The organism is Thermodesulfobacteriota bacterium, from assembly GCA_030583865.1.
Lineage (GTDB): Bacteria > Desulfobacterota > GWC2-55-46 > GWC2-55-46 > GWC2-55-46 > UBA5799.
Map to the genome: position 1 here is coordinate 238,075 of CP129479.1, position 16,428 is coordinate 254,502.

The 16,428-nt window shown below is 57.8% G+C and carries 22 protein-coding genes; 16 read left to right on the forward strand and 6 right to left on the reverse strand.

What is annotated here, in order from left to right; genetic code table 11:
* Positions 1 to 89 precede the first annotated feature (89 nt).
* The 10 genes from QY316_01115 (at position 90) to rimO (ending at position 7,766) form a co-directional block, all read left to right on the forward strand.
* A complete protein-coding gene (locus QY316_01115; protein WKZ33039.1) occupies positions 90 to 542 on the forward strand; it encodes an Rrf2 family transcriptional regulator in 453 nt (150 codons plus the stop codon).
* A gap of 115 nt (positions 543 to 657) precedes the next feature.
* Complete coding sequence (locus QY316_01120) at positions 658 to 1,860, forward strand: FAD-dependent oxidoreductase (GenBank protein WKZ33040.1); 1,203 nt, start codon at positions 658 to 660, stop codon at positions 1,858 to 1,860.
* A gap of 43 nt (positions 1,861 to 1,903) precedes the next feature.
* A complete protein-coding gene (locus QY316_01125) occupies positions 1,904 to 2,230 on the forward strand; it encodes a 4a-hydroxytetrahydrobiopterin dehydratase (GenBank protein ID WKZ33041.1) in 327 nt (108 codons plus the stop codon).
* Between the two features lie 60 nt (positions 2,231 to 2,290).
* The gene (locus QY316_01130) at positions 2,291 to 3,043 is read left to right on the forward strand and encodes an SDR family oxidoreductase (GenBank protein ID WKZ33042.1); all 753 of its coding nucleotides are present in this window, start codon (positions 2,291 to 2,293) and stop codon (positions 3,041 to 3,043) included.
* Positions 3,012 to 3,374 carry a dihydroneopterin aldolase gene (gene folB / locus QY316_01135; GenBank protein ID WKZ33043.1) on the forward strand — a complete coding sequence of 121 codons (363 nt, stop codon included), beginning with the start codon at positions 3,012 to 3,014 and terminating at the stop codon, positions 3,372 to 3,374. The genes QY316_01130 and folB overlap by 32 nt, the downstream gene beginning before the upstream one ends.
* Entirely contained in the window at positions 3,374 to 3,883 is a 510-nt protein-coding gene (folK, locus tag QY316_01140; protein ID WKZ33044.1) for a 2-amino-4-hydroxy-6-hydroxymethyldihydropteridine diphosphokinase, read from the forward strand. Before folB ends, folK begins: the two co-directional genes overlap by 1 nt.
* Before the next feature lie 173 nt (positions 3,884 to 4,056).
* A complete protein-coding gene (locus QY316_01145; protein WKZ33045.1) occupies positions 4,057 to 4,440 on the forward strand; it encodes a hypothetical protein in 384 nt (127 codons plus the stop codon).
* Between the two features lie 598 nt (positions 4,441 to 5,038).
* The gene (gene htpX / locus QY316_01150) at positions 5,039 to 5,881 is read left to right on the forward strand and encodes a zinc metalloprotease HtpX (GenBank protein ID WKZ33046.1); all 843 of its coding nucleotides are present in this window, start codon (positions 5,039 to 5,041) and stop codon (positions 5,879 to 5,881) included.
* A 229-nt stretch (positions 5,882 to 6,110) separates the two neighbouring features.
* Positions 6,111 to 6,290, forward strand: a complete 180-nt coding sequence (locus QY316_01155) for a hypothetical protein (protein WKZ33047.1) — start codon at positions 6,111 to 6,113, stop codon at positions 6,288 to 6,290.
* A gap of 129 nt (positions 6,291 to 6,419) precedes the next feature.
* Complete coding sequence (gene rimO / locus QY316_01160) at positions 6,420 to 7,766, forward strand: 30S ribosomal protein S12 methylthiotransferase RimO (protein ID WKZ33048.1); 1,347 nt, start codon at positions 6,420 to 6,422, stop codon at positions 7,764 to 7,766.
* Here the strand turns inward: rimO and QY316_01165 are convergent.
* The gene (locus tag QY316_01165) at positions 7,744 to 8,055 is read right to left on the reverse strand and encodes an MTH1187 family thiamine-binding protein (protein ID WKZ33049.1); all 312 of its coding nucleotides are present in this window, start codon (positions 8,053 to 8,055) and stop codon (positions 7,744 to 7,746) included. The two genes, rimO and QY316_01165, sit on opposite strands and share 23 nt — an antisense overlap.
* A gap of 271 nt (positions 8,056 to 8,326) precedes the next feature.
* On the opposite strand from QY316_01165, the gene QY316_01170 reads away from it, so the two are divergent.
* The 6 genes from QY316_01170 (at position 8,327) to QY316_01195 (ending at position 12,925) form a co-directional block, all read left to right on the forward strand.
* The gene (locus tag QY316_01170) at positions 8,327 to 8,659 is read left to right on the forward strand and encodes a cytochrome c (protein WKZ33050.1); all 333 of its coding nucleotides are present in this window, start codon (positions 8,327 to 8,329) and stop codon (positions 8,657 to 8,659) included.
* Between the two features lie 273 nt (positions 8,660 to 8,932).
* Positions 8,933 to 9,337 (forward strand): response regulator, encoded by a 405-nt coding sequence (locus tag QY316_01175; GenBank protein ID WKZ33051.1) that lies wholly within the window; start codon positions 8,933 to 8,935, stop codon positions 9,335 to 9,337.
* Positions 9,338 to 9,379: 42 nt separating this feature from the next.
* Entirely contained in the window at positions 9,380 to 9,565 is a 186-nt protein-coding gene (locus QY316_01180; GenBank protein WKZ33052.1) for a hypothetical protein, read from the forward strand.
* 44 nt (positions 9,566 to 9,609) lie between these two features.
* The gene (locus QY316_01185; GenBank protein ID WKZ33053.1) at positions 9,610 to 10,800 is read left to right on the forward strand and encodes a porin; all 1,191 of its coding nucleotides are present in this window, start codon (positions 9,610 to 9,612) and stop codon (positions 10,798 to 10,800) included.
* A gap of 298 nt (positions 10,801 to 11,098) precedes the next feature.
* On the forward strand, positions 11,099 to 12,130 hold the full coding sequence (gene pstS, locus QY316_01190; protein ID WKZ34135.1) for a phosphate ABC transporter substrate-binding protein PstS: 1,032 nt from the start codon (positions 11,099 to 11,101) through the stop codon (positions 12,128 to 12,130).
* Positions 12,131 to 12,244: 114 nt separating this feature from the next.
* A complete protein-coding gene (locus tag QY316_01195) occupies positions 12,245 to 12,925 on the forward strand; it encodes a response regulator transcription factor (GenBank protein WKZ33054.1) in 681 nt (226 codons plus the stop codon).
* 38 nt (positions 12,926 to 12,963) lie between these two features.
* On the opposite strand, the gene arsB is transcribed toward QY316_01195, so the two are convergent.
* From arsB to QY316_01220, 5 genes are all read right to left on the reverse strand, one after another.
* Positions 12,964 to 13,977 (reverse strand): ACR3 family arsenite efflux transporter, encoded by a 1,014-nt coding sequence (arsB, locus tag QY316_01200; protein ID WKZ34136.1) that lies wholly within the window; start codon positions 13,975 to 13,977, stop codon positions 12,964 to 12,966.
* Positions 13,978 to 14,034: 57 nt separating this feature from the next.
* Positions 14,035 to 14,463: an arsenate reductase ArsC gene (locus tag QY316_01205; GenBank protein WKZ33055.1), complete on the reverse strand. Its 429-nt coding sequence runs from the start codon at positions 14,461 to 14,463 to the stop codon at positions 14,035 to 14,037.
* Complete coding sequence (locus QY316_01210) at positions 14,460 to 14,825, reverse strand: metalloregulator ArsR/SmtB family transcription factor (protein WKZ33056.1); 366 nt, start codon at positions 14,823 to 14,825, stop codon at positions 14,460 to 14,462. Before QY316_01210 ends, QY316_01205 begins: the two co-directional genes overlap by 4 nt.
* A gap of 203 nt (positions 14,826 to 15,028) precedes the next feature.
* The gene (locus tag QY316_01215) at positions 15,029 to 15,427 is read right to left on the reverse strand and encodes a rhodanese-like domain-containing protein (GenBank protein WKZ33057.1); all 399 of its coding nucleotides are present in this window, start codon (positions 15,425 to 15,427) and stop codon (positions 15,029 to 15,031) included.
* Between the two features lie 189 nt (positions 15,428 to 15,616).
* Positions 15,617 to 16,426 (reverse strand): metal ABC transporter permease, encoded by an 810-nt coding sequence (locus QY316_01220; GenBank protein ID WKZ34137.1) that lies wholly within the window; start codon positions 16,424 to 16,426, stop codon positions 15,617 to 15,619.
* Positions 16,427 to 16,428: the final 2 nt, after the last annotated feature.

A 16,428-nucleotide genomic window follows, 5' to 3' on the forward strand; every position in this document is an offset into this window, starting at 1 on the left:
GTCCCCCAGGCAGGCCGTCATATTTAGCTTGACTTTGGATGAAATAGGACTAAAATCCTCCTTAATGTCTTTTTTTAAGGAGTAGCCACATGCTTCAGCTCACCAGGAACGGCGAATACGCGGTCAGGGCCGTCCTTTACCTCGCATCCCAGCCGCCGGGCAAGCCCGCGCTCATAACCGAGATATCCGAATCGCAGGAGGTGCCGAAGAGCTATCTCTCCAAGATAATGCAGCACCTTGTGCGCGCGGGGCTCGTGCGGTCCCGCCGGGGCATAAACGGCGGCTTCACTCTCGCAAGGCCCGCGGAGAGCATAACCCTCAAGGAGACGATCGAGGCGGTCGAGGGGCCCATACACCTGAACATATGCCTTATAAAAAAAGGCGAGTGCCACAGGGACGACTTCTGCCCGGTCCACCCGGTATGGCAGGAGGCGCAGAGGAGGCTTTCCGAGGTGCTGGACGGAAAGTCGATGGCCGACCTCGCAAGGGACGGCGAGGCCATAAAGAACCGGCTGAAAAAAACCAGAAGAAAACAGAAGTGACGCGGTAATCCGGCCGCCTTCCCAGGGCCACGGCCCGGTGCGCGGCTTGAGCGAGGGCGTTCGTTATCTGCTAAAATGTATCTGTACTATTCCTGCATTTTCCAACGGAGACCGGATGAAAAAGGGATTTAAGTACGTTATCATCGGAGGCGGCCTTGCGGGGGCCTCGGCGATTAAAGGCATAAGGGGGCGCGATAAGGAGGGCGGGGTCCTCCTCATCGGCGCCGAGAGCGAGAGGCCCTATGACAGGCCCCCGCTCACCAAAAAGCTCTGGTTCGGCAAAAAGAAGGTAGATGAGATATTCCTTGACGAGCCCGGCTATTACGGCGAGAACGGGGTGGAGCTGAGGCTCGGGAAAAAGGCAGTGAAGCTCGACCCGGCCGGGAAGACCGTAACCGACGAGACAGGGGCCGAGTTCTCCTATGAAAAGCTCCTGATAGCGACGGGAGGGGTCCCGAGGAAGCTCGACCTGCCCGGAGCGGATATCGACGATATCATATATTACAGGAACCTCGGCGACTACACCCGGTTGAGGGAGAGGGCGGGGAATGGCGCCTCCGCTATCGTCGTCGGCGGCGGTTTCATCGGCTCCGAGATAGCCGCCTCGCTCAACATGAACGGGGTGGACGTAACGATGGTCTTCCCTTCGCCCTATCTCTGCCACAAGGTCTTTCCGGAGGGGCTTGGAAGGGCCGTCCAGGCGGAATTCGGGAAGAGGGGGATAAAGGTGTTCGCGAGCGAATCCCCGGCCTCCTTTGCCGGGGCGGGCGGCAAGCTGGTCGCAAGGACGACCGGCGAGATGGTCTTCCAGGCCGATGTAGTCATAGTGGGCGCGGGGATACTGCCTGCTGCGGACCTTGCCAGGGGCGCGGGGCTTAAGGTCGAGGACGGCATAACAGTGGACGAATTCATGAGGACCTCCGTGCCCGACGTATATGCGGCAGGGGACGTGGCCAACTTCCCCTATAAGGAGCTCGGGAAAAGGATGAGGGTGGAGCACTGGGACAACGCCCTCTCCCAGGGAACACTCGCCGGCGCCAACATGGCAGGGGGAGCCGAGCCGTACTATCATATGCCGTACTTCTTCTCAGACCTTTTCGATTTCGGGTACGAGGCGGTGGGCGAGGTGAACTCGTCTCTTGAGACCTTTGCCGACTGGCAGGAAGAGAACATGAAAGGGGTCGTATACTACCTGCGGGAAGGGCGAGTGAGGGGAGTAATGCTCTGCAATATCTGGGACAAGGTGGACGAGGCGAGGGATCTCATAAAGAAAGGTGAGCGCTTTACGCATTCGGACCTGAAGGGAAAAATAAAATAAGAAGGACTTCGTCGGCATCCTGAGGCAACAGGGAGGATAAGCCATGAAGCTTTCAGAAGAGAACTGCCGTCCGATTGAAAGGGGGGAGAGGCCCCTTTCCGGGAACGAAGTACAGGAGCTTTCGAGGGAGGTGCCGGGCTGGGCGCAAAGGAACTCGGCTATAGAGAGGGAGTTCAGGTTCAAGGACTTCAGCGAGGCCATGGAGTTCGTAAACGGGGTCGCGGGGCTCGCGGCCTCCGAGGACCACCACCCGGACATCTCGATAATGTACAACAAGGTAGGCCTCCGGCTCGAAACGCACAAGATAGGGGGCCTCTCCAGGAACGATTTCATACTGGCGGCCAAGATAGACGAGATGAAGGCGCATTGAGCATCTACCGAGCGGGTCATATGCAGGTCGCACCTACTAACTAATCGGAGCGGAAACCGGATGTCCTGGGATTTGAGGGGAAGGAACGCGCTCGTAACCGGCGGGGCGAAGCGCATAGGCAAGGCGATAGCCACAGCCCTTGCCAAAGAGGGCGCAAACGTATGCATCCACTACAGCAGCTCCGAGTCCGAGGCAAAGGGGGTTAAGGCCGCCCTTGAGGCCCTGGGAGTAAAGTCCTGGCTCTTGCACGCCGACTTCGATAAAAACGGGTATGAGGGCCTCGTCGAAAGGGCCGCCGAAGAGACGGGCGGCATCGATATCCTCGTAAATAACGCCTCCATCTTTCCGCAATCCACCCTTGGGGGCATGACCCTTGAAGGGCTCTTGTCAAATATACGCGTAAACGCCTGGGCGCCCTTTGTGCTCATACGCGACCTCGCGAGGATTTCGGAAAACGCAAGGGTGGTGAACCTCCTCGATTCGAGGCTTTCGGGCTACGACTGGACCCACGCGGAGTACATACTCAGCAAGCACCTCCTTTCAGTGATTACGAAGATGGCGGCCGTCGAGTACGCGCCAGGGCTCGCCATAAACGCGGTTTCGCCTGGCCTTATACTCCCGCCGCCCGGAAAGGGCATGGAATACATCGAAAAGCTCAAAAAGACCGTGCCGCTCAAAAAGCGCGGGAGCCCCGAGGAGATAGCGGCGGCGGCAATCTACCTGCTTAAATCCGAGTTCCTGGCCGGAGAGGTCATATACGTGGACGGAGGGAGGCACCTTATTGAATACGACAGGGGACCGCATCCGGATTGAAGGGCTTTCGGCCCGCTGCATTATCGGAATAAACCACGACGAGCGGAGGGAGAGGCAGGACGTCGTAATAGACATAGACCTTCACGCAGACCTCCGCGCCCCGGGGCGTTCCGACGACATCAATGACGCCGTCAACTACAGGGACATCAAGAAAAAGGTGCTCGGGCTCGTCGAGTCCTCGAGCTTTCATCTCATCGAGGCGCTGGCAGAGGGCATAGCAAGGGTCTGCCTTGAGCACCCGTCCGTTCAAGGGGTAAGGGTGAGGGTGGATAAGCCCTCGGCCTTGAGGTTTGCCAAGACCGTGGGCGTTGAAATAAACAGGGGGCGTTAGTGCCTTCGGCCTTCGTGGGCATCGGCTCGAACATGGAGCCCGAGGAGAATTTGAAGAAGGCCTTGCGGCTCCTTTCAGGAGAGGGGCTTTTTGCCCTCTCGACCGTTTACCGGACCGAGCCGCTTAATAGGCCCGGGCAGCCCAGGTTCCTTAACTGTGTTGCCGGGCTCAAGACGGAAAGGCCGCCACTTGAGCTAAAGGCCGCGCTCAAGGATATCGAGGCCTCGCTCGGGCGGGTGCGCACGGGCGACAGGTACGCGCCGAGGCCAATAGACCTCGACCTCGTCTCATATTGCGATACAAGGCTTGAAGAAGGCGGCCTCGTCCTCCCGGACCCTGAGATAGAGACCCGCCCGTTTATCGCAATCCCGTTACTTGAAATCGCCCCTGACGCCCTGACCCCCTCAGGCACTCCGCTTGAAAAGATCGTAAATGGACTTCCCGGGATTCATATGGAGCCGCTCACAGAGCTTACGGAGCGGCTCAGAAGCGACCTTTCACTCCTTTAACCTGCGCGACACGCCATGCCCTTTCTTAACCAGAATCGCTCGGTATGTATCCTGTTGTAAACCCTTAAGGGTTCGATTTCTCAAGAATTTTTTAATAAAAAGGTTGACATTCTACTTACAGTAGAATATTATGGGGCCTGGACTTGATCCAAATTCCAGGGGAGGATTTAACAATGCTATCCAGTATCGGAAAACATTTGAAGATAAGCCTTTTCATAGTGCTGGGCATACTAATGCTCCATGCCTATTCGGAAGCCGAGGCCATGAAGGCGGGGATAAAGGAGGCCGAAGCCGGCAAGGTCTGCATGGTCAACGACACTGTGATGGGCAAGCCCCAGATACCGGTGGAGTTCGAGGGAAAGACCTATTACGGGTGCTGCGCCGGCTGCGTTGAGAGGCTTAAGTCTGACAGGACTGTGCGATATGCCGTTGACCCCGTCACTGGCAAAGAGGTAGACAAGGCAAAGGCGGTAATTCTCGAAGGGCCTGGGGGCGAGGCTATTTATTTCGAGTCAGCCGATTCGGCAATCCGGTACAGGATAAACGCCATGAAATAAATGCCGGAAGGGGCGTACCCGCACAATGGACGGGACGTCTCCCGGAATGGACCCGTCCGCAGGGCAGCTCCGGGGTATCTTCAGGCGTCCCCTCCCATCAATTTAATCAGGCGGGAGGGGATAAGGAGAGGGTGGACTTATCTTAGGTTTCACCCCCTCCCATGCCTCCCCGTCAAGGGGAGGAGTTAAGGACAGCGCAGCAGGCTACGGGGAATTCGACCTGAAAATGATTAAAGTGCCCCGTTTTCCTTGACAATGCGGGCTATTTCTGTTAACATCCTACATCGTAAAGGGGAGTAGCTTGCAATGAACGCCGCCAGCACGGCCATCAGGCCCGGCGCCATTGGTTAGCGGAGCTAACAGCGAGACCTTTACCGCGCTTGGGAGGGTTTTCAGCTTCCCGCGGTATAAGGTCTTTTTCTTTAAAGGCAGCTCTAAAAATTGATCTTTTCCCCGGACTCTGTGTCAGGCCGGTAATAAAAATGCTCACATATTGACATATATGCTCCGCTTTTTATTCCCGGCTTCCTCTATTGCGGGAAAAATCTCTAATTTTAGAGCTGCCATAAACAAACAGTAAGGAACGGAGGCCAATAAAATGAACGGGCTCAAGACAGGAGTTCTCATGCTGACGCTTACGCTCATGCTGGTCGCGGTCGGCGCGGTCATAGGCGGGCAGAGCGGCATGACCATCGCGCTCGTCCTTGCCTTCGGCATGAACTTTTTCAGCTACTGGTTCAGCCACAAGATAATACTCAAGATGTATGGCGCAAAACCGGTCTCGGAAGCGGAGGCGCCGGAGCTCTACTCGATGGTCGCGAGGCTTTCGAGCGCCGCCGGGCTCCCGATGCCCGGGGTCTACATAATGGACCAGCCCCAGCCCAACGCCTTCGCCACAGGGAGGAACCCGGCCCACGGCGTGGTAGCCGTGACGACCGGCCTCATGAAGCTCCTCTCGCGCGAGGAGCTTGAAGGGGTCATCGCGCACGAGCTCGCGCACATAAAGCACAGGGACATACTCGTAGGCACCATAGCCGCCTCCTTTGCAGGCGCCATAAGCTATCTCGCGCAGATGGCCCAGTGGGCCATGATATTCGGCGGCAGGTCGAGCGACAGGGACGGCGGAAGCCCCATCGCGGCGATCGTCATGATGATAGTGGGGCCGATAGCGGCCATGCTCGTGCAGATGGCCATATCGAGGTCCAGGGAGTACAAGGCGGACGAAGGCGGGGCCACGATAGCCGGGAACCCCCTCTATCTCGCGAACGCCCTCAGGAAGCTCCACATGGCCTCGCAGAGGATACCGATGGAGGCTAGCCCTGCCACCTCGCACATGTTCATCGTGAACCCGCTCTCGGGCGGCGCTTTCTTCAAGCTCTTCAGCACGCACCCCCCCATAGAGGAGAGGGTAAAGAGGCTCGAGTCCATGCTGCTCGGCTGAACTATCCGGCAGACACCAAAAGCCCCCGCCGCTCACCCGGCGGGGGCTTTTTTTCATTTCAGATCGATTCCCCTGCCGTTTCGGCGGTGTAGTTCATTTCAGGCGGCCCAAGCGGGAGTTCTTTAAAATAAGCAACTTAAGGTCGAAATTCATTCAAGTCTTCACTCCATGCCTCCGAAGAGAAGGGTAAATGGCCGGCCAGGCCGGAAAGAACCAAAGGAGGAGAAGCATGGAAACCAGGTGCATCCATCTCGCCGGGGCCGTATGCAAGGCCTCTCTGAGCAGCATGGTCCCGAGCCTATTCGATTATGACGCGCTCTGCAAGTCCCATGTGCATTCGAGCTGCCCAGTGCTCAAGGCCTACAAGGAGCGCGGCGAGTTCGACGAACTCTATAAGATCGCCGTTTAGGCCTCAGTCCGTTACCTGAATTCTTGCACCGTCCGGAGCCTTCGGATGAAGCGGTTTTTTGACATTCCGCTTCCCAAGGGCGCCTTTAGCCTTGCCCGCCCCCGCCCCTTCAAGTTAAAATATCCAGATATGCGAAAGACAGCGGAAAAGGTCTGCCTCGTAAGCCTCGGCTGCCCCAAGAACCTCGTCGATTCCGAGGTGATGCTGGGCATCCTCAGGGAGGCAGGGGCCGAGCTTACGACTGACGAAGCGCTTGCCGACGTCATCGTGGTCAATACCTGCGGCTTTATCGGGGACGCGAAAGAGGAATCCATAGACGCCATCCTGGCCCTTGCCGAGAGGAAGAAGACCGGCAGGTGCAGGAGGCTTATAGTCGCGGGGTGCCTAACCCAGCGCTACAAGGAAGAGCTCGCGGATAGCCTGCCCGAGGTCGACTGCTTCATAGGTACGGGCGAGTACCACAGGATAGCGGAAGCGATACGTGAGGATTTCAGGGAGAGGGTGCTCGTCGGACTGCCTACCTATATACACGACTACACGACCCCGCGTATCGTCTCGACCCCGGGACGTTACGCATACGTGAAGGTAGCCGAAGGGTGCTCGAACCACTGCAGCTACTGCAGCATCCCTTCCATAAGGGGCGGGTTCAGGAGCAGAAGCGTCGATTCCGTTGTGAGGGAGGCGGCCTCCCTTGCCGAGCAGGGCATAAGGGAAGTTAACCTCATCGCGCAGGACACTACCTCTTTCGGCAAGGACAGGGGCGCGGGTCTCGAAGAGCTGCTTAAAAACCTCGTCCCCATTAAGGGGATAGAATGGATAAGGCTACTCTATCTCTATCCGGGGAGGGTATCCGACGGACTCATATCCATAATGGAGGCAGAGGAGAAGGTGTTGAGCTACATAGACCTTCCGCTCCAGCACATAAGCCCGCCGGTCTTGAAGGCCATGAACAGGCAGTACACGAGGGCCGAGGTGGAGGGGCTTATAGAAAAACTCCGCTCAAGGCTGCCTGGCCTGACCTTGAGGACATCCATCATAACCGGCTTCCCCGGCGAGACGGACAGGGACTTCGAGGAGCTTCTTGATTTCATCGATGCCGTCCAATTCGACAGGCTCGGCGTATTCATGTACTCGCGGGAGGAAGGCACCCCGGCCTACGATTTCAAAAGGCAGGTCCCGGCCAAAGTAAAGGCAGGGAGGATGGACGCGCTCATGAGCGCGCAGAGGGAGATTTCGCTCCGGAAAAACAGGGAGCTTATCGGCAAGGGGATAAGGGTGCTCGTTGAGGAAGGCCCGCGAGAGGGATATTCGCTCAAGGGCAGGGCCTCTTCCCAGGCGCCGGACGTGGACGGAGCCGTATACATGACGGCCACCCATGCCGCGCCCGGAGATATAATATCCGCGGTCGTGACCGGCGCAGACGACTACGACATCCACGCCGAGGCCACGGGGGCTACTTCCGCAGCTCCTTCCTGAGCCTCTTCTCAAGAGACTCGACCTTCGCGGATATCCGCCCCTTCTTCCCCTTCCTGTAGTCGACCTTTATGGAGACCGAGACGCGGCCGCAGTCCTTCCTCATACGCTCGAAGCACTTCCTCACCACCCCGAAGACCTCGTCCCAGTCGCCCTCGACCACCGTGCCCATGGGGTTCAGCCTGTACGGGAGCCCGCTCCTGTCGATGATCTCTAGCGACCTTGCGACATATTTGCTTACGCTCTCTCCCCTGCCGATGGGGGTCATGCTGAATTCCAGAAGGACCGACATGCGCTACCTCCTCCATACCGTTTTCAAGCCCCGCAGGACTTTGCGCAATTTTCCCAAACGCACTTGAAATTTGCAAGTCTTACGGATATGCTCTTATTTATTGGCAACCTCTAAAAATTGACCTGTACCCCGGACCCTGCGTCTGGCCGGGAATAAAAATGCTCACTATTACTCATATATGCTCCGCTTTTTATTCCCGGCCCTCCTTGATTGCGGGAAAAATCTCCAATTTTGGAGGTTGCCTGTTGTATTTAAACCAAAAGGAGGCCTTATGAACAGGATAATTTACTGTGCGGTTTTAACCCTGGCCCTGGCCGTTCCGGGAGCGGCCCTGGCGGCTGATGCGGGGGCGCTTTTCAAGTCCAGGTGCCAGCCGTGCCACGGCCCCGAGGCAAAAGGCACCGCAATCGCGCCGGGCCTGGCGAATAGCCAGTTCGTGCGTGACGCCTCCAGGGAGGAAATCGCCCAGACCATAACCAAGGGCCGCCAGGGAGCTGACAGGAAATACCCGCAGCAGTTCCCGGCAGGGATGCCCCCGCAGAAGCTTTCAGACGACGAGGTGAACCAGCTTGTAGACTATCTTAAGGGATTGCAAGGCAAATAAGGGCAACACCTGAAAAACATCTCTGATTTTTAGGTGTTCCGTAAGAAAAATTTTCGACTGGAAAGCGAAAAAGCCCGGCGGCAAAACCGCCGGGCTTTTTTTTCAATCGGGCCTGCGGCTTTCCGCACTGCCGGTCGGAAACCCATTTCCCGTACGGCCTCCCTCGCGACGAATCCCTTACTTTTCTTCCTGACTGCAAAACCTTAACGCGCCCGTAACCCCGTCTTTACCTGACTTCCCCATAATAAAAGAAAAAAGTAAAAAGGAGAGAGGATGGAGGAAAGGATATTGATAATCGAGGACGAGCTGGACCTGCTGGACCTCGTGGATTTCAATCTTACTCGAAAGGGCTATATCACACGCGGCGCTCTCGACGGAAGTGAGGGTTTAAGCCTCGCAATGTCGTTCGCGCCGGAGCTTGTGATACTCGATCTGATGCTCCCAGGCATCGACGGATGGCAGCTCTGCAGGCTCATAAAAAAGGAATTGGCCGGGGTCCGGGTGCTAATGCTCACGGCCAAGGGCCTGTCCGACGACATGGAAAAGGGCCTTGCGACGGGCGCCGACGATTATATGACCAAGCCCTTCAGCCTGGATGAGCTTTTTTCCAGTGTTGAACGCCTGCTTAAGGGAGGCGGCAGGAAACGGAACTATAACACCCCCGTCACAATCCCTTGACATTGGCCGCCTATACTCTTTTTAAAAACAAGGAGAAAAGAGATGGAATGTCCGTATCTGGAAAAGGGGAGGGTGGCCTTGTGCGGCGCGTCGATAACCATGATGGTCCCCTCGATCGAAGAGGAGAAGGCCTGGTGCAGCACCGAAGACCACTACCGCTGCCCGATGCTCGTAAGCCATGTGTTGAGGTCAGGAATAAGGAAAGAGCGCGTAAAGAGGACAGCTTAACAAATCCCCGCAGGGGCATATCAATAAGGAGGACGTACAAACAGATGAAGAGGAAACTTATCTGGACTCTCGCTTTCGCAACTCTCGGTGCCTGCCTGATATCAGGTGCCGCGGCCCCGGCCCACGCGGAGTACATATTCGGCGACGAGACAAAGGGAGTGAAAATCACGCAGAACGAATCCGACCTGAACATAAGGCTCAGGCTTCAGCCCAGGTTCGATTTCGGGGACACCATCAAGTCGAAGGACGGCAGCTCCTACGCGAGCGAGAGCGACCTGTATCTGAGGAGGGTGCGCCTTGAGCTCGGCGGGAATCTCCTTGCCAAGACCCTTAGCTACAACGTCACTCTCAGCGCCGACAAGTGGGACGCCGCCGGGGGCTCCAACGCCAACGTAAGCCTTTTATACGCCTACGTGAGGTGGCACGCTGACGACGCGGTAGCCCTGACCGCAGGCAAGGAGAAGCTCCCCTATTCGAGGGTCTCGCTTGCGTCCTCCGCAAGGCAGCTCCTTGTAGAGAGGCCGGTATCCACAGAAGCCGCAAAGAAGGTATTCGGCAAGACCGACGCCTACTACCAGCCGAAGCTTGCGGCGTCCGGCAAGCTCGCCGAGGGCGTTTTCGCGTACGAGGCGGCGGTCGCGGACGGCTGGCAGAACGGGGATGCGATACAGACCGGCAGGACCGTCTTCAAGGCAAGCCCGCTCTACGCGGCAAGGGTCGAGCTCTCGCCGCCTGGATGGGTCGAGAAGTCGAGGAGCGATGCCCACCTCGGCAAGGGGCGGCACCTGACCTTCGGCGCGAACGTCGTCAACCAGGGCGGCATAGAATACAAGGAAAACGGGTTTGAGGAGGACAGGACTCTCCTCGGCTTCGACATATCGGGCCACCTGAACGGGCTTACCGCCCAGTTCGAGTACAACGCGTGGGAGGTCGACTCGACCGACCCTGCCGTCGGGACAAGCAAACCCAGGGGCTGGTACGCGCAGGCAGGCTACTTCATAGACGGACCGAATATCGAGCCCGTTGCCAGGTACGAGGTCTATGACCAGAACTCGAACGCCGCGGACAAGGATGAGAAGGTAACGACCCTTGGTGTCAACTGGTACGGCAAGGGGCACAGCCTGAAGGTAGGGGCGAACTGGGTGCGTCACGAGTACGGCGGGAACGCGAGCGGCAAGCTTGCCAACGCCGACTCCAAGGACCTTTTCCAGGTGCAGGCCCAGATGTACTTCTAACAGGTTGCTGAAAAAGTCCATCTGCGTCGAAGGCTACGTACTTGATACTCCGGCGTACAGGGAAAGTACGCCTCATCCTCGCTCCCCTGTTCCAATAAGGCCTCGCATCTGAAGTTTTTTCGGGAGCCTGAATAAACGAAGTTTTTAGCAAGCTAAAAGTGATTTCAAAGTTTACAGGGCCGCAGACACCCTGTAAATACCCGCGAAAAAGTTGCGGGGCTTTTCATCCGGCAGGGCGGGAGCGTCCACCCTCCCGCCCTGCAAAAAAAACGACCAAGGAGAAGATATGAGAAAGGCGATGATCCTTACCGTCATATGCGCGGCGCTTGCCCTGCTGGCCGGAAATGCGCGGGCTGAGGCGCTCATAAACGGCGCGGGCGCGACCTTCCCGTACCCGCTCTATTCGAAGTGGGTCTACGAGTACGGGAAGATAACCGGCGCGAAGATCAACTACCAGTCCATAGGGAGCGGCAGCGGCATAAGGCAGATAAAGGCCAAGACCGTGGATTTCGGCGCATCCGACGCGCCGCTTGAGTTTAAGGACCTGGAGGAATCGGGCCTCATGCAGTTCCCGGCGGCGGTTGGCGGGGTGGTGCCGGTAGTGAACATCAAGGGCATCGCGCCCGGCGATCTCAAGCTCACCCCGGGCGTGCTGGCCGACATCTATCTCGGGAAGATAGAGAGATGGGACGACAAGGCCATACAGGCACTTAATCCCGGGCTTAAGCTGCCGTCGGATTCCATAACCGTCGTCCGCCGCTCTGACGGGAGCGGCACTACATGGATATTCACCAATTACCTCAGCAAGGTGAGCGCGGAGTGGAAAGACAAGGTCGGCTTCGGCACGGCGGTCAACTGGCCGGCAGGCGTCGGCGGCAAGGGAAACGAGGGCGTCGCGAATTACGTCAAGAGGATAAAGAACACCATCGGCTACGTGGAGCTTGTGTACGCGCTCCAGAACAAGCTCACCTACACGAGCCTCCAGAACAGGGAAAAGGCGTTTGTACAGCCGTCAAAGGAGAGCTTCATGGCCGCGGCATCCGGGGCGGACTGGAATGGCGCGCCAGGCTTTTCGGTTGTGCTCACCGACCAGCCCGGCAAGGACGCCTGGCCAATGGCCGGCGCGACCTTCATACTGGTCCACAAAAACCCGCAGAACTGCGGCAACACCAGGGCGGTCCTCGAGTTTTTCGACTGGGCCTACCAGAACGGCGCGGAGATGGCCACGGCGCTTGATTACGTGCCCATCCCCAAAAACGTTTACTCGATAGTGGAGGATGCCTGGGCGAGCCAGATAGCCTGCAACGGCGAGCCGGTCTGGAAGAAGTAAAATCCATCTGAAATATCCGGTATAAGAAAGCCGCCCTGCAAGGGGCGGCTTTCTTATTGGAATCTCAACCGGCCCGTAACATTACCTTAACAATAGCGGAATAGAATCGAGCATATGAGACAGACCATACTCGCGGTAGACGACGAAACCGATATACTTAAGCTCCTCAGGTATAACCTTTCCAACGCCGGGTATGGTTTCCTGGAAGCCGAGGACGGGCCCGAAGCCCTGGAGCTTTCCAGAAAGTCCTCTCCCGACCTGATACTTCTTGACGTGATGCTCCCGAACATGGACGGTAATGAGGTGCTCAAGCGGCTGAAGGCGGCCCCGGACACAAAGGGCATACCCGTTATCATGCTCACGGCCAAGGGAGAGGAGATAGACAGGGTGCTGGGCCTTGAGCTGGGCGCCGACGATTACATCGTGAAGCCATTCAGCCCGAGGGAGCTATTGCTGAGGGTAAGGGCGGTCATGAGAAAGGGGCAGGACGCCGCGCCGAAGGTAGCGGGCGCCGGGCCGCTTTCCATGGATACCGAAAGGTTCGCCGCGTTCGCGGACGGAAAAAGGCTCGACCTCACCGCTGCCGAGTTCAGGCTTTTATTGGCGCTCGTGGATTCAAAGGGCAGAATACTCGGAAGGCAGGCGCTTATCCGGCGCATTGGAACTGATGAGGCCGCCGCAGGCTCGCGGACCATAGACACGCACGTAAGGAACCTCAGAATGAAGCTCGGTGCGTACGCTGGGCTTATCGAAACCGTAAGGGGGTTGGGCTACAGATTTACAGGAGGCGAGTAGGCATTAGAAAAAACGGCGCGGAAGGAATGCCGGTCGCCTCAGGAATAGGGAGCCCTTAGCTTCAGGTCTGAAGCTTCGGCCCCGAAGAGCCGTTTTCTAAAGTAAACGGACACATTCACAAGGGCCATCATTACCGGCACCTCGACCAGCGGGCCGATGATCGCGGCGAAAGCCGCCTCGGAGTGGATCCCGAAGGTGGCGATCGCCACGGCTATTGCCAGCTCGAAATTATTGGAGGCCGCGGTAAAGGCCACTGTAGCGGTCCTTGGGTAATCCGCTCCGACCCGCCTCCCCATCCAAAAACTCACCAAGAACATGACGACGAAATAGACGAGGAGCGGCAGGGCTATGAGCGCGGCATCGAGAGGTATCCTCATGACTTCCCCGCCCTTCAGGCTGAACATCACGACAATCGTGAAGAGGAGGGCCGTAAGGGTCAGGGGGCTTATCTTGGGGATGAACGAGCCCTCGTACCAGTCGCGCCCTTTGAGCCTTACGAGAACGAGCCTGGTAACCATGCCGGAAAAGAAAGGTATGCCGAGGTATATGAGGACGCTCTCCGCGATTTCCGGCATGCCTATGTTGACGACCGCGCCTTCCGCGCCCAGAAGCGGAGGGAGGAGTGTTATGAAGAACCAGGCGTAGAGGCTGTAAAAGACTATCTGGAAGAGGCTGTTCACGGCCACTATGCCCGCAGCGTACTCCGAATCGCCTCCGGCGAGGTTGTTCCAGACTATGACCATTGCGATGCAGCGCGCAAGCCCCACGAGTATGAGGCCGGCCATGTACCCCGGGTGGTTTCCGAGGAAGAGGAGGGCCAGTCCGAACATGAGCGCCGGGCCGATAAGCCAGTTCTGCGTAAGCGACAGGGCGAGTATCTTCCAGTCCCTGAAGACCTTGCCGAGCTCCTCGTAACGGACCTTCGCAAGAGGCGGGTACATCATGAGTACGAGGCCTATTGCTATGGGTATGTTGGTCGTGCCGCTCCCGAGCGAGTCTATGAAGACCGAAAGCGCGGGGAATGCCCAGCCCGCCAGAACGCCCGCGCCCATGGCCAGGAGCACCCAGGCGGTCAGGAACCTGTCGATGAAAGAAAGCCTTGCCGTCAATTACGAACCCTTTTCGAGTATCTCGGGCAGTCTCTTTATGAATTCCCGTATCTCGTCCCTGACCCTTCGGTAATGCGCAATGGCCTCTTCGCGGCTCCTTGCGCTTTTTGCTAGACCTGGCGGGTCGTCAAAGCCCGCGTGCACTACCTTCGGCGCGCCGGGGAAAAGGGGGCAGTTCTCGTCTGCATCCGAGCAGACAGTTATCACAAGGTCGAAATGCCTTCCATTCACGGCATCCAGGCCCTTCGAGGCCTGGCCGCTTATGTCCACGCCGGCCTCCTGCATGGCCCCTACCGCGAGAGGGTCGAGCCCCTTGGGCCTTGTGCCAGCGGATTCGGCCTCAATGCGTCCGGCCCAGAAGTGGCGCGCCCAGCCCTCGGCCATCTGGCTCCTGCACGAGTTCCCGGTGCAGAGAAAGAGCACCCTCATTTTTTCGCCTGTGTCCTGCAAAGCTCCTCCTTTGAGACCCCGGTGATCTTTTTGAGGCTCAGCAAATCCCTCGTAACGGAACTGTCTGCCTCGAGCGCCTCCCTGACCCACTTCAGGGCCTTCCGCGCCGAGGGAGAGGCGTCCCGGCCCGCGAGCCTGAAGTACACCCAGCGGCCGTCCTTCCGGGAGCTTATGAGGCCGGCCTGATGGAGCACGCTGAGATGTTTGGAGACCGTGGAGGGCGCAAGCCCGAGGAGGCCGACTATCTGGCAAACGCAGAGCTCGCCGCCTGAAAGGGCCATAATGGCCCGGAGCCTTGCCTTATCCGAAAGAGCCCTTGCTATGGAGACCGTCTCGTTCATTCATAATACTATAATTCGCCACATGACGAATTGTCAAGGGCTATTGCGCAGGCATGGGCCGTGTGCCGGACAGGCGCATTTCAGGAAGGGTTCCCGCCCGTTAAAAGCACGGGACGCTTATCTGCCCCTTTTCAGAAAATGAATGATCTATTCGGAATGCTCGGGATATGGAGGCAGGCTGGAGCCTTTGGGAAGGATGTAGGTTATTTGCCCGGGCCGGAGACCGTCTCGCCCCCGGCTTTAATCCAGGCGTTTATGCCGCCCTCAAGGTCGCGTACTCCCTTGTTGCCTTTCCAGCCGAGGATGCCGCGGGCCGTCTGGCTCCTCTTGCCGGAGCGGCAGTAGAGGATTACCTGGCCGTCCTCGGGGAGGGGCTCTGCGTTCTCCAGGGTATCCAGCGGCATAAGGACGCTCCCCGGGATGTGCGATTCCGCGTGCTCCTGCGGGGTGCGGACGTCTATCAGTATCACGCGCTCCCCTCTCTCCATCATGGCCTTCAATTCCCCGGCAGTCACCCTGGCCGGGTCAGCCGCGATTGATACCGACGCGAAGCAGGCGATAAGGAACGCGAGGGGGATAGCCGTAAAAAGCAGGTTACGCATGGCCGCATTATACCAGTTCAGGCCCTGCGGGCAAAGTGTTTTTTGGCAACCTCTAAAAATTGATCTTTTCCCCGGACCCTGGGTAGTTACGGGAATAAAAATGCTCACATATTACTCATATATGCTCCGCTTTTTATTCCCGGCCTTCCTTGATTGCGGGAAAAATCTCTAATTTTTAGAGGTTGCCTTTTATCGGGAAAAGGCCTTGCCGCCAGCGCCTGAAAAGAGCCTCAGGGCGAGGAGCGCGAAGAACAAGACGCTCAGGGAGGCCACTATGAGAGGGGCCGCCGGCAGGTCGAAGGAATAGGAGAGGATGAGCCCCGAAAGGCTCGCCGCCACGCCAAGGGCCCAGCCCAGGAGCAGCTGCCATTTGAGCCTGCCTGTTAAAAGCTTTCCTGTGAGCACCGGTATCACCAGGAAAGCGAAGACCTGAAGCACCCCGGCCATCTGAACGGATTTTACGAGAACGAGCGCGAAGCTCAGGAAGAAAAGGAACTCCCAGGCACCGCCGCCCCGTCCCTCGAAAGAGAGCGAAAGGAACTTCCTCCTGAACGCGAACTGGAAGAGCCCTATCCCGGAATAGAGCGCGAAGGCCGCGAAAAGCTCACCGGGCGCGACCCACAGTATGCTGCCGTTCAGTATGGCCTTGAACTCTTCCATGCCGTGAGGCGTCCTGTCGAGGACGAGCATGCTCGCCGAGAGTGAAAAGATGTAGAGGACGCCTATGAAGGCTTCGATATTGGCAACCCTCGATATCGTCCTTGAGAAAGAAAGTATGAAGGCCCCCAGCACCGCGAAGCCCAGTGAAAAGGCCGCGCCGCTCCATTCGCCCCATCCCAGAAAGAACGAGAGCGCGGTCCCGAGCCCGATGAACTGGGCGAGCGAGAGGTCCACGAAAATTATCCCCCTCCGGAGCACATGCACCCCGAAGTAAGCGTGCGCGATTACGAGGAGCACGCACGCCAGGAAAGGGAAAAGGAGTATGCCGAGGGCCTCCATCA

Excerpts from the sequence above, each read along its gene's own strand:
- QY316_01115 (WKZ33039.1), top strand. The coding sequence starts at position 90 with ATGCTTCAGCTCACCAGGAACGGCGAATACGCGGTCAGGGCCGTCCTT.
- QY316_01120 (WKZ33040.1), top strand. The coding sequence starts at position 658 with ATGAAAAAGGGATTTAAGTACGTTATCATCGGAGGCGGCCTTGCGGGG.
- QY316_01125 (WKZ33041.1), top strand. The coding sequence starts at position 1,904 with ATGAAGCTTTCAGAAGAGAACTGCCGTCCGATTGAAAGGGGGGAGAGG.
- QY316_01130 (WKZ33042.1), top strand. The coding sequence starts at position 2,291 with ATGTCCTGGGATTTGAGGGGAAGGAACGCGCTCGTAACCGGCGGGGCG.
- QY316_01145 (WKZ33045.1), top strand. The coding sequence starts at position 4,057 with ATGCTATCCAGTATCGGAAAACATTTGAAGATAAGCCTTTTCATAGTG.
- htpX (WKZ33046.1), top strand. The coding sequence starts at position 5,039 with ATGAACGGGCTCAAGACAGGAGTTCTCATGCTGACGCTTACGCTCATG.
- QY316_01155 (WKZ33047.1), top strand. The coding sequence starts at position 6,111 with ATGGAAACCAGGTGCATCCATCTCGCCGGGGCCGTATGCAAGGCCTCT.
- rimO (WKZ33048.1), top strand. The coding sequence starts at position 6,420 with ATGCGAAAGACAGCGGAAAAGGTCTGCCTCGTAAGCCTCGGCTGCCCC.
- QY316_01165 (WKZ33049.1), bottom strand. The coding sequence starts at position 8,055 with ATGTCGGTCCTTCTGGAATTCAGCATGACCCCCATCGGCAGGGGAGAG.
- QY316_01170 (WKZ33050.1), top strand. The coding sequence starts at position 8,327 with ATGAACAGGATAATTTACTGTGCGGTTTTAACCCTGGCCCTGGCCGTT.
- QY316_01175 (WKZ33051.1), top strand. The coding sequence starts at position 8,933 with ATGGAGGAAAGGATATTGATAATCGAGGACGAGCTGGACCTGCTGGAC.
- QY316_01180 (WKZ33052.1), top strand. The coding sequence starts at position 9,380 with ATGGAATGTCCGTATCTGGAAAAGGGGAGGGTGGCCTTGTGCGGCGCG.
- QY316_01185 (WKZ33053.1), top strand. The coding sequence starts at position 9,610 with ATGAAGAGGAAACTTATCTGGACTCTCGCTTTCGCAACTCTCGGTGCC.
- pstS (WKZ34135.1), top strand. The coding sequence starts at position 11,099 with ATGATCCTTACCGTCATATGCGCGGCGCTTGCCCTGCTGGCCGGAAAT.
- QY316_01195 (WKZ33054.1), top strand. The coding sequence starts at position 12,245 with ATGAGACAGACCATACTCGCGGTAGACGACGAAACCGATATACTTAAG.
- arsB (WKZ34136.1), bottom strand. The coding sequence starts at position 13,977 with ATGGGCGCGGGCGTTCTGGCGGGCTGGGCATTCCCCGCGCTTTCGGTC.
- QY316_01205 (WKZ33055.1), bottom strand. The coding sequence starts at position 14,463 with ATGAGGGTGCTCTTTCTCTGCACCGGGAACTCGTGCAGGAGCCAGATG.
- QY316_01210 (WKZ33056.1), bottom strand. The coding sequence starts at position 14,825 with ATGAACGAGACGGTCTCCATAGCAAGGGCTCTTTCGGATAAGGCAAGG.
- QY316_01215 (WKZ33057.1), bottom strand. The coding sequence starts at position 15,427 with ATGCGTAACCTGCTTTTTACGGCTATCCCCCTCGCGTTCCTTATCGCC.
- QY316_01220 (WKZ34137.1), bottom strand. The coding sequence starts at position 16,426 with ATGGAGGCCCTCGGCATACTCCTTTTCCCTTTCCTGGCGTGCGTGCTC.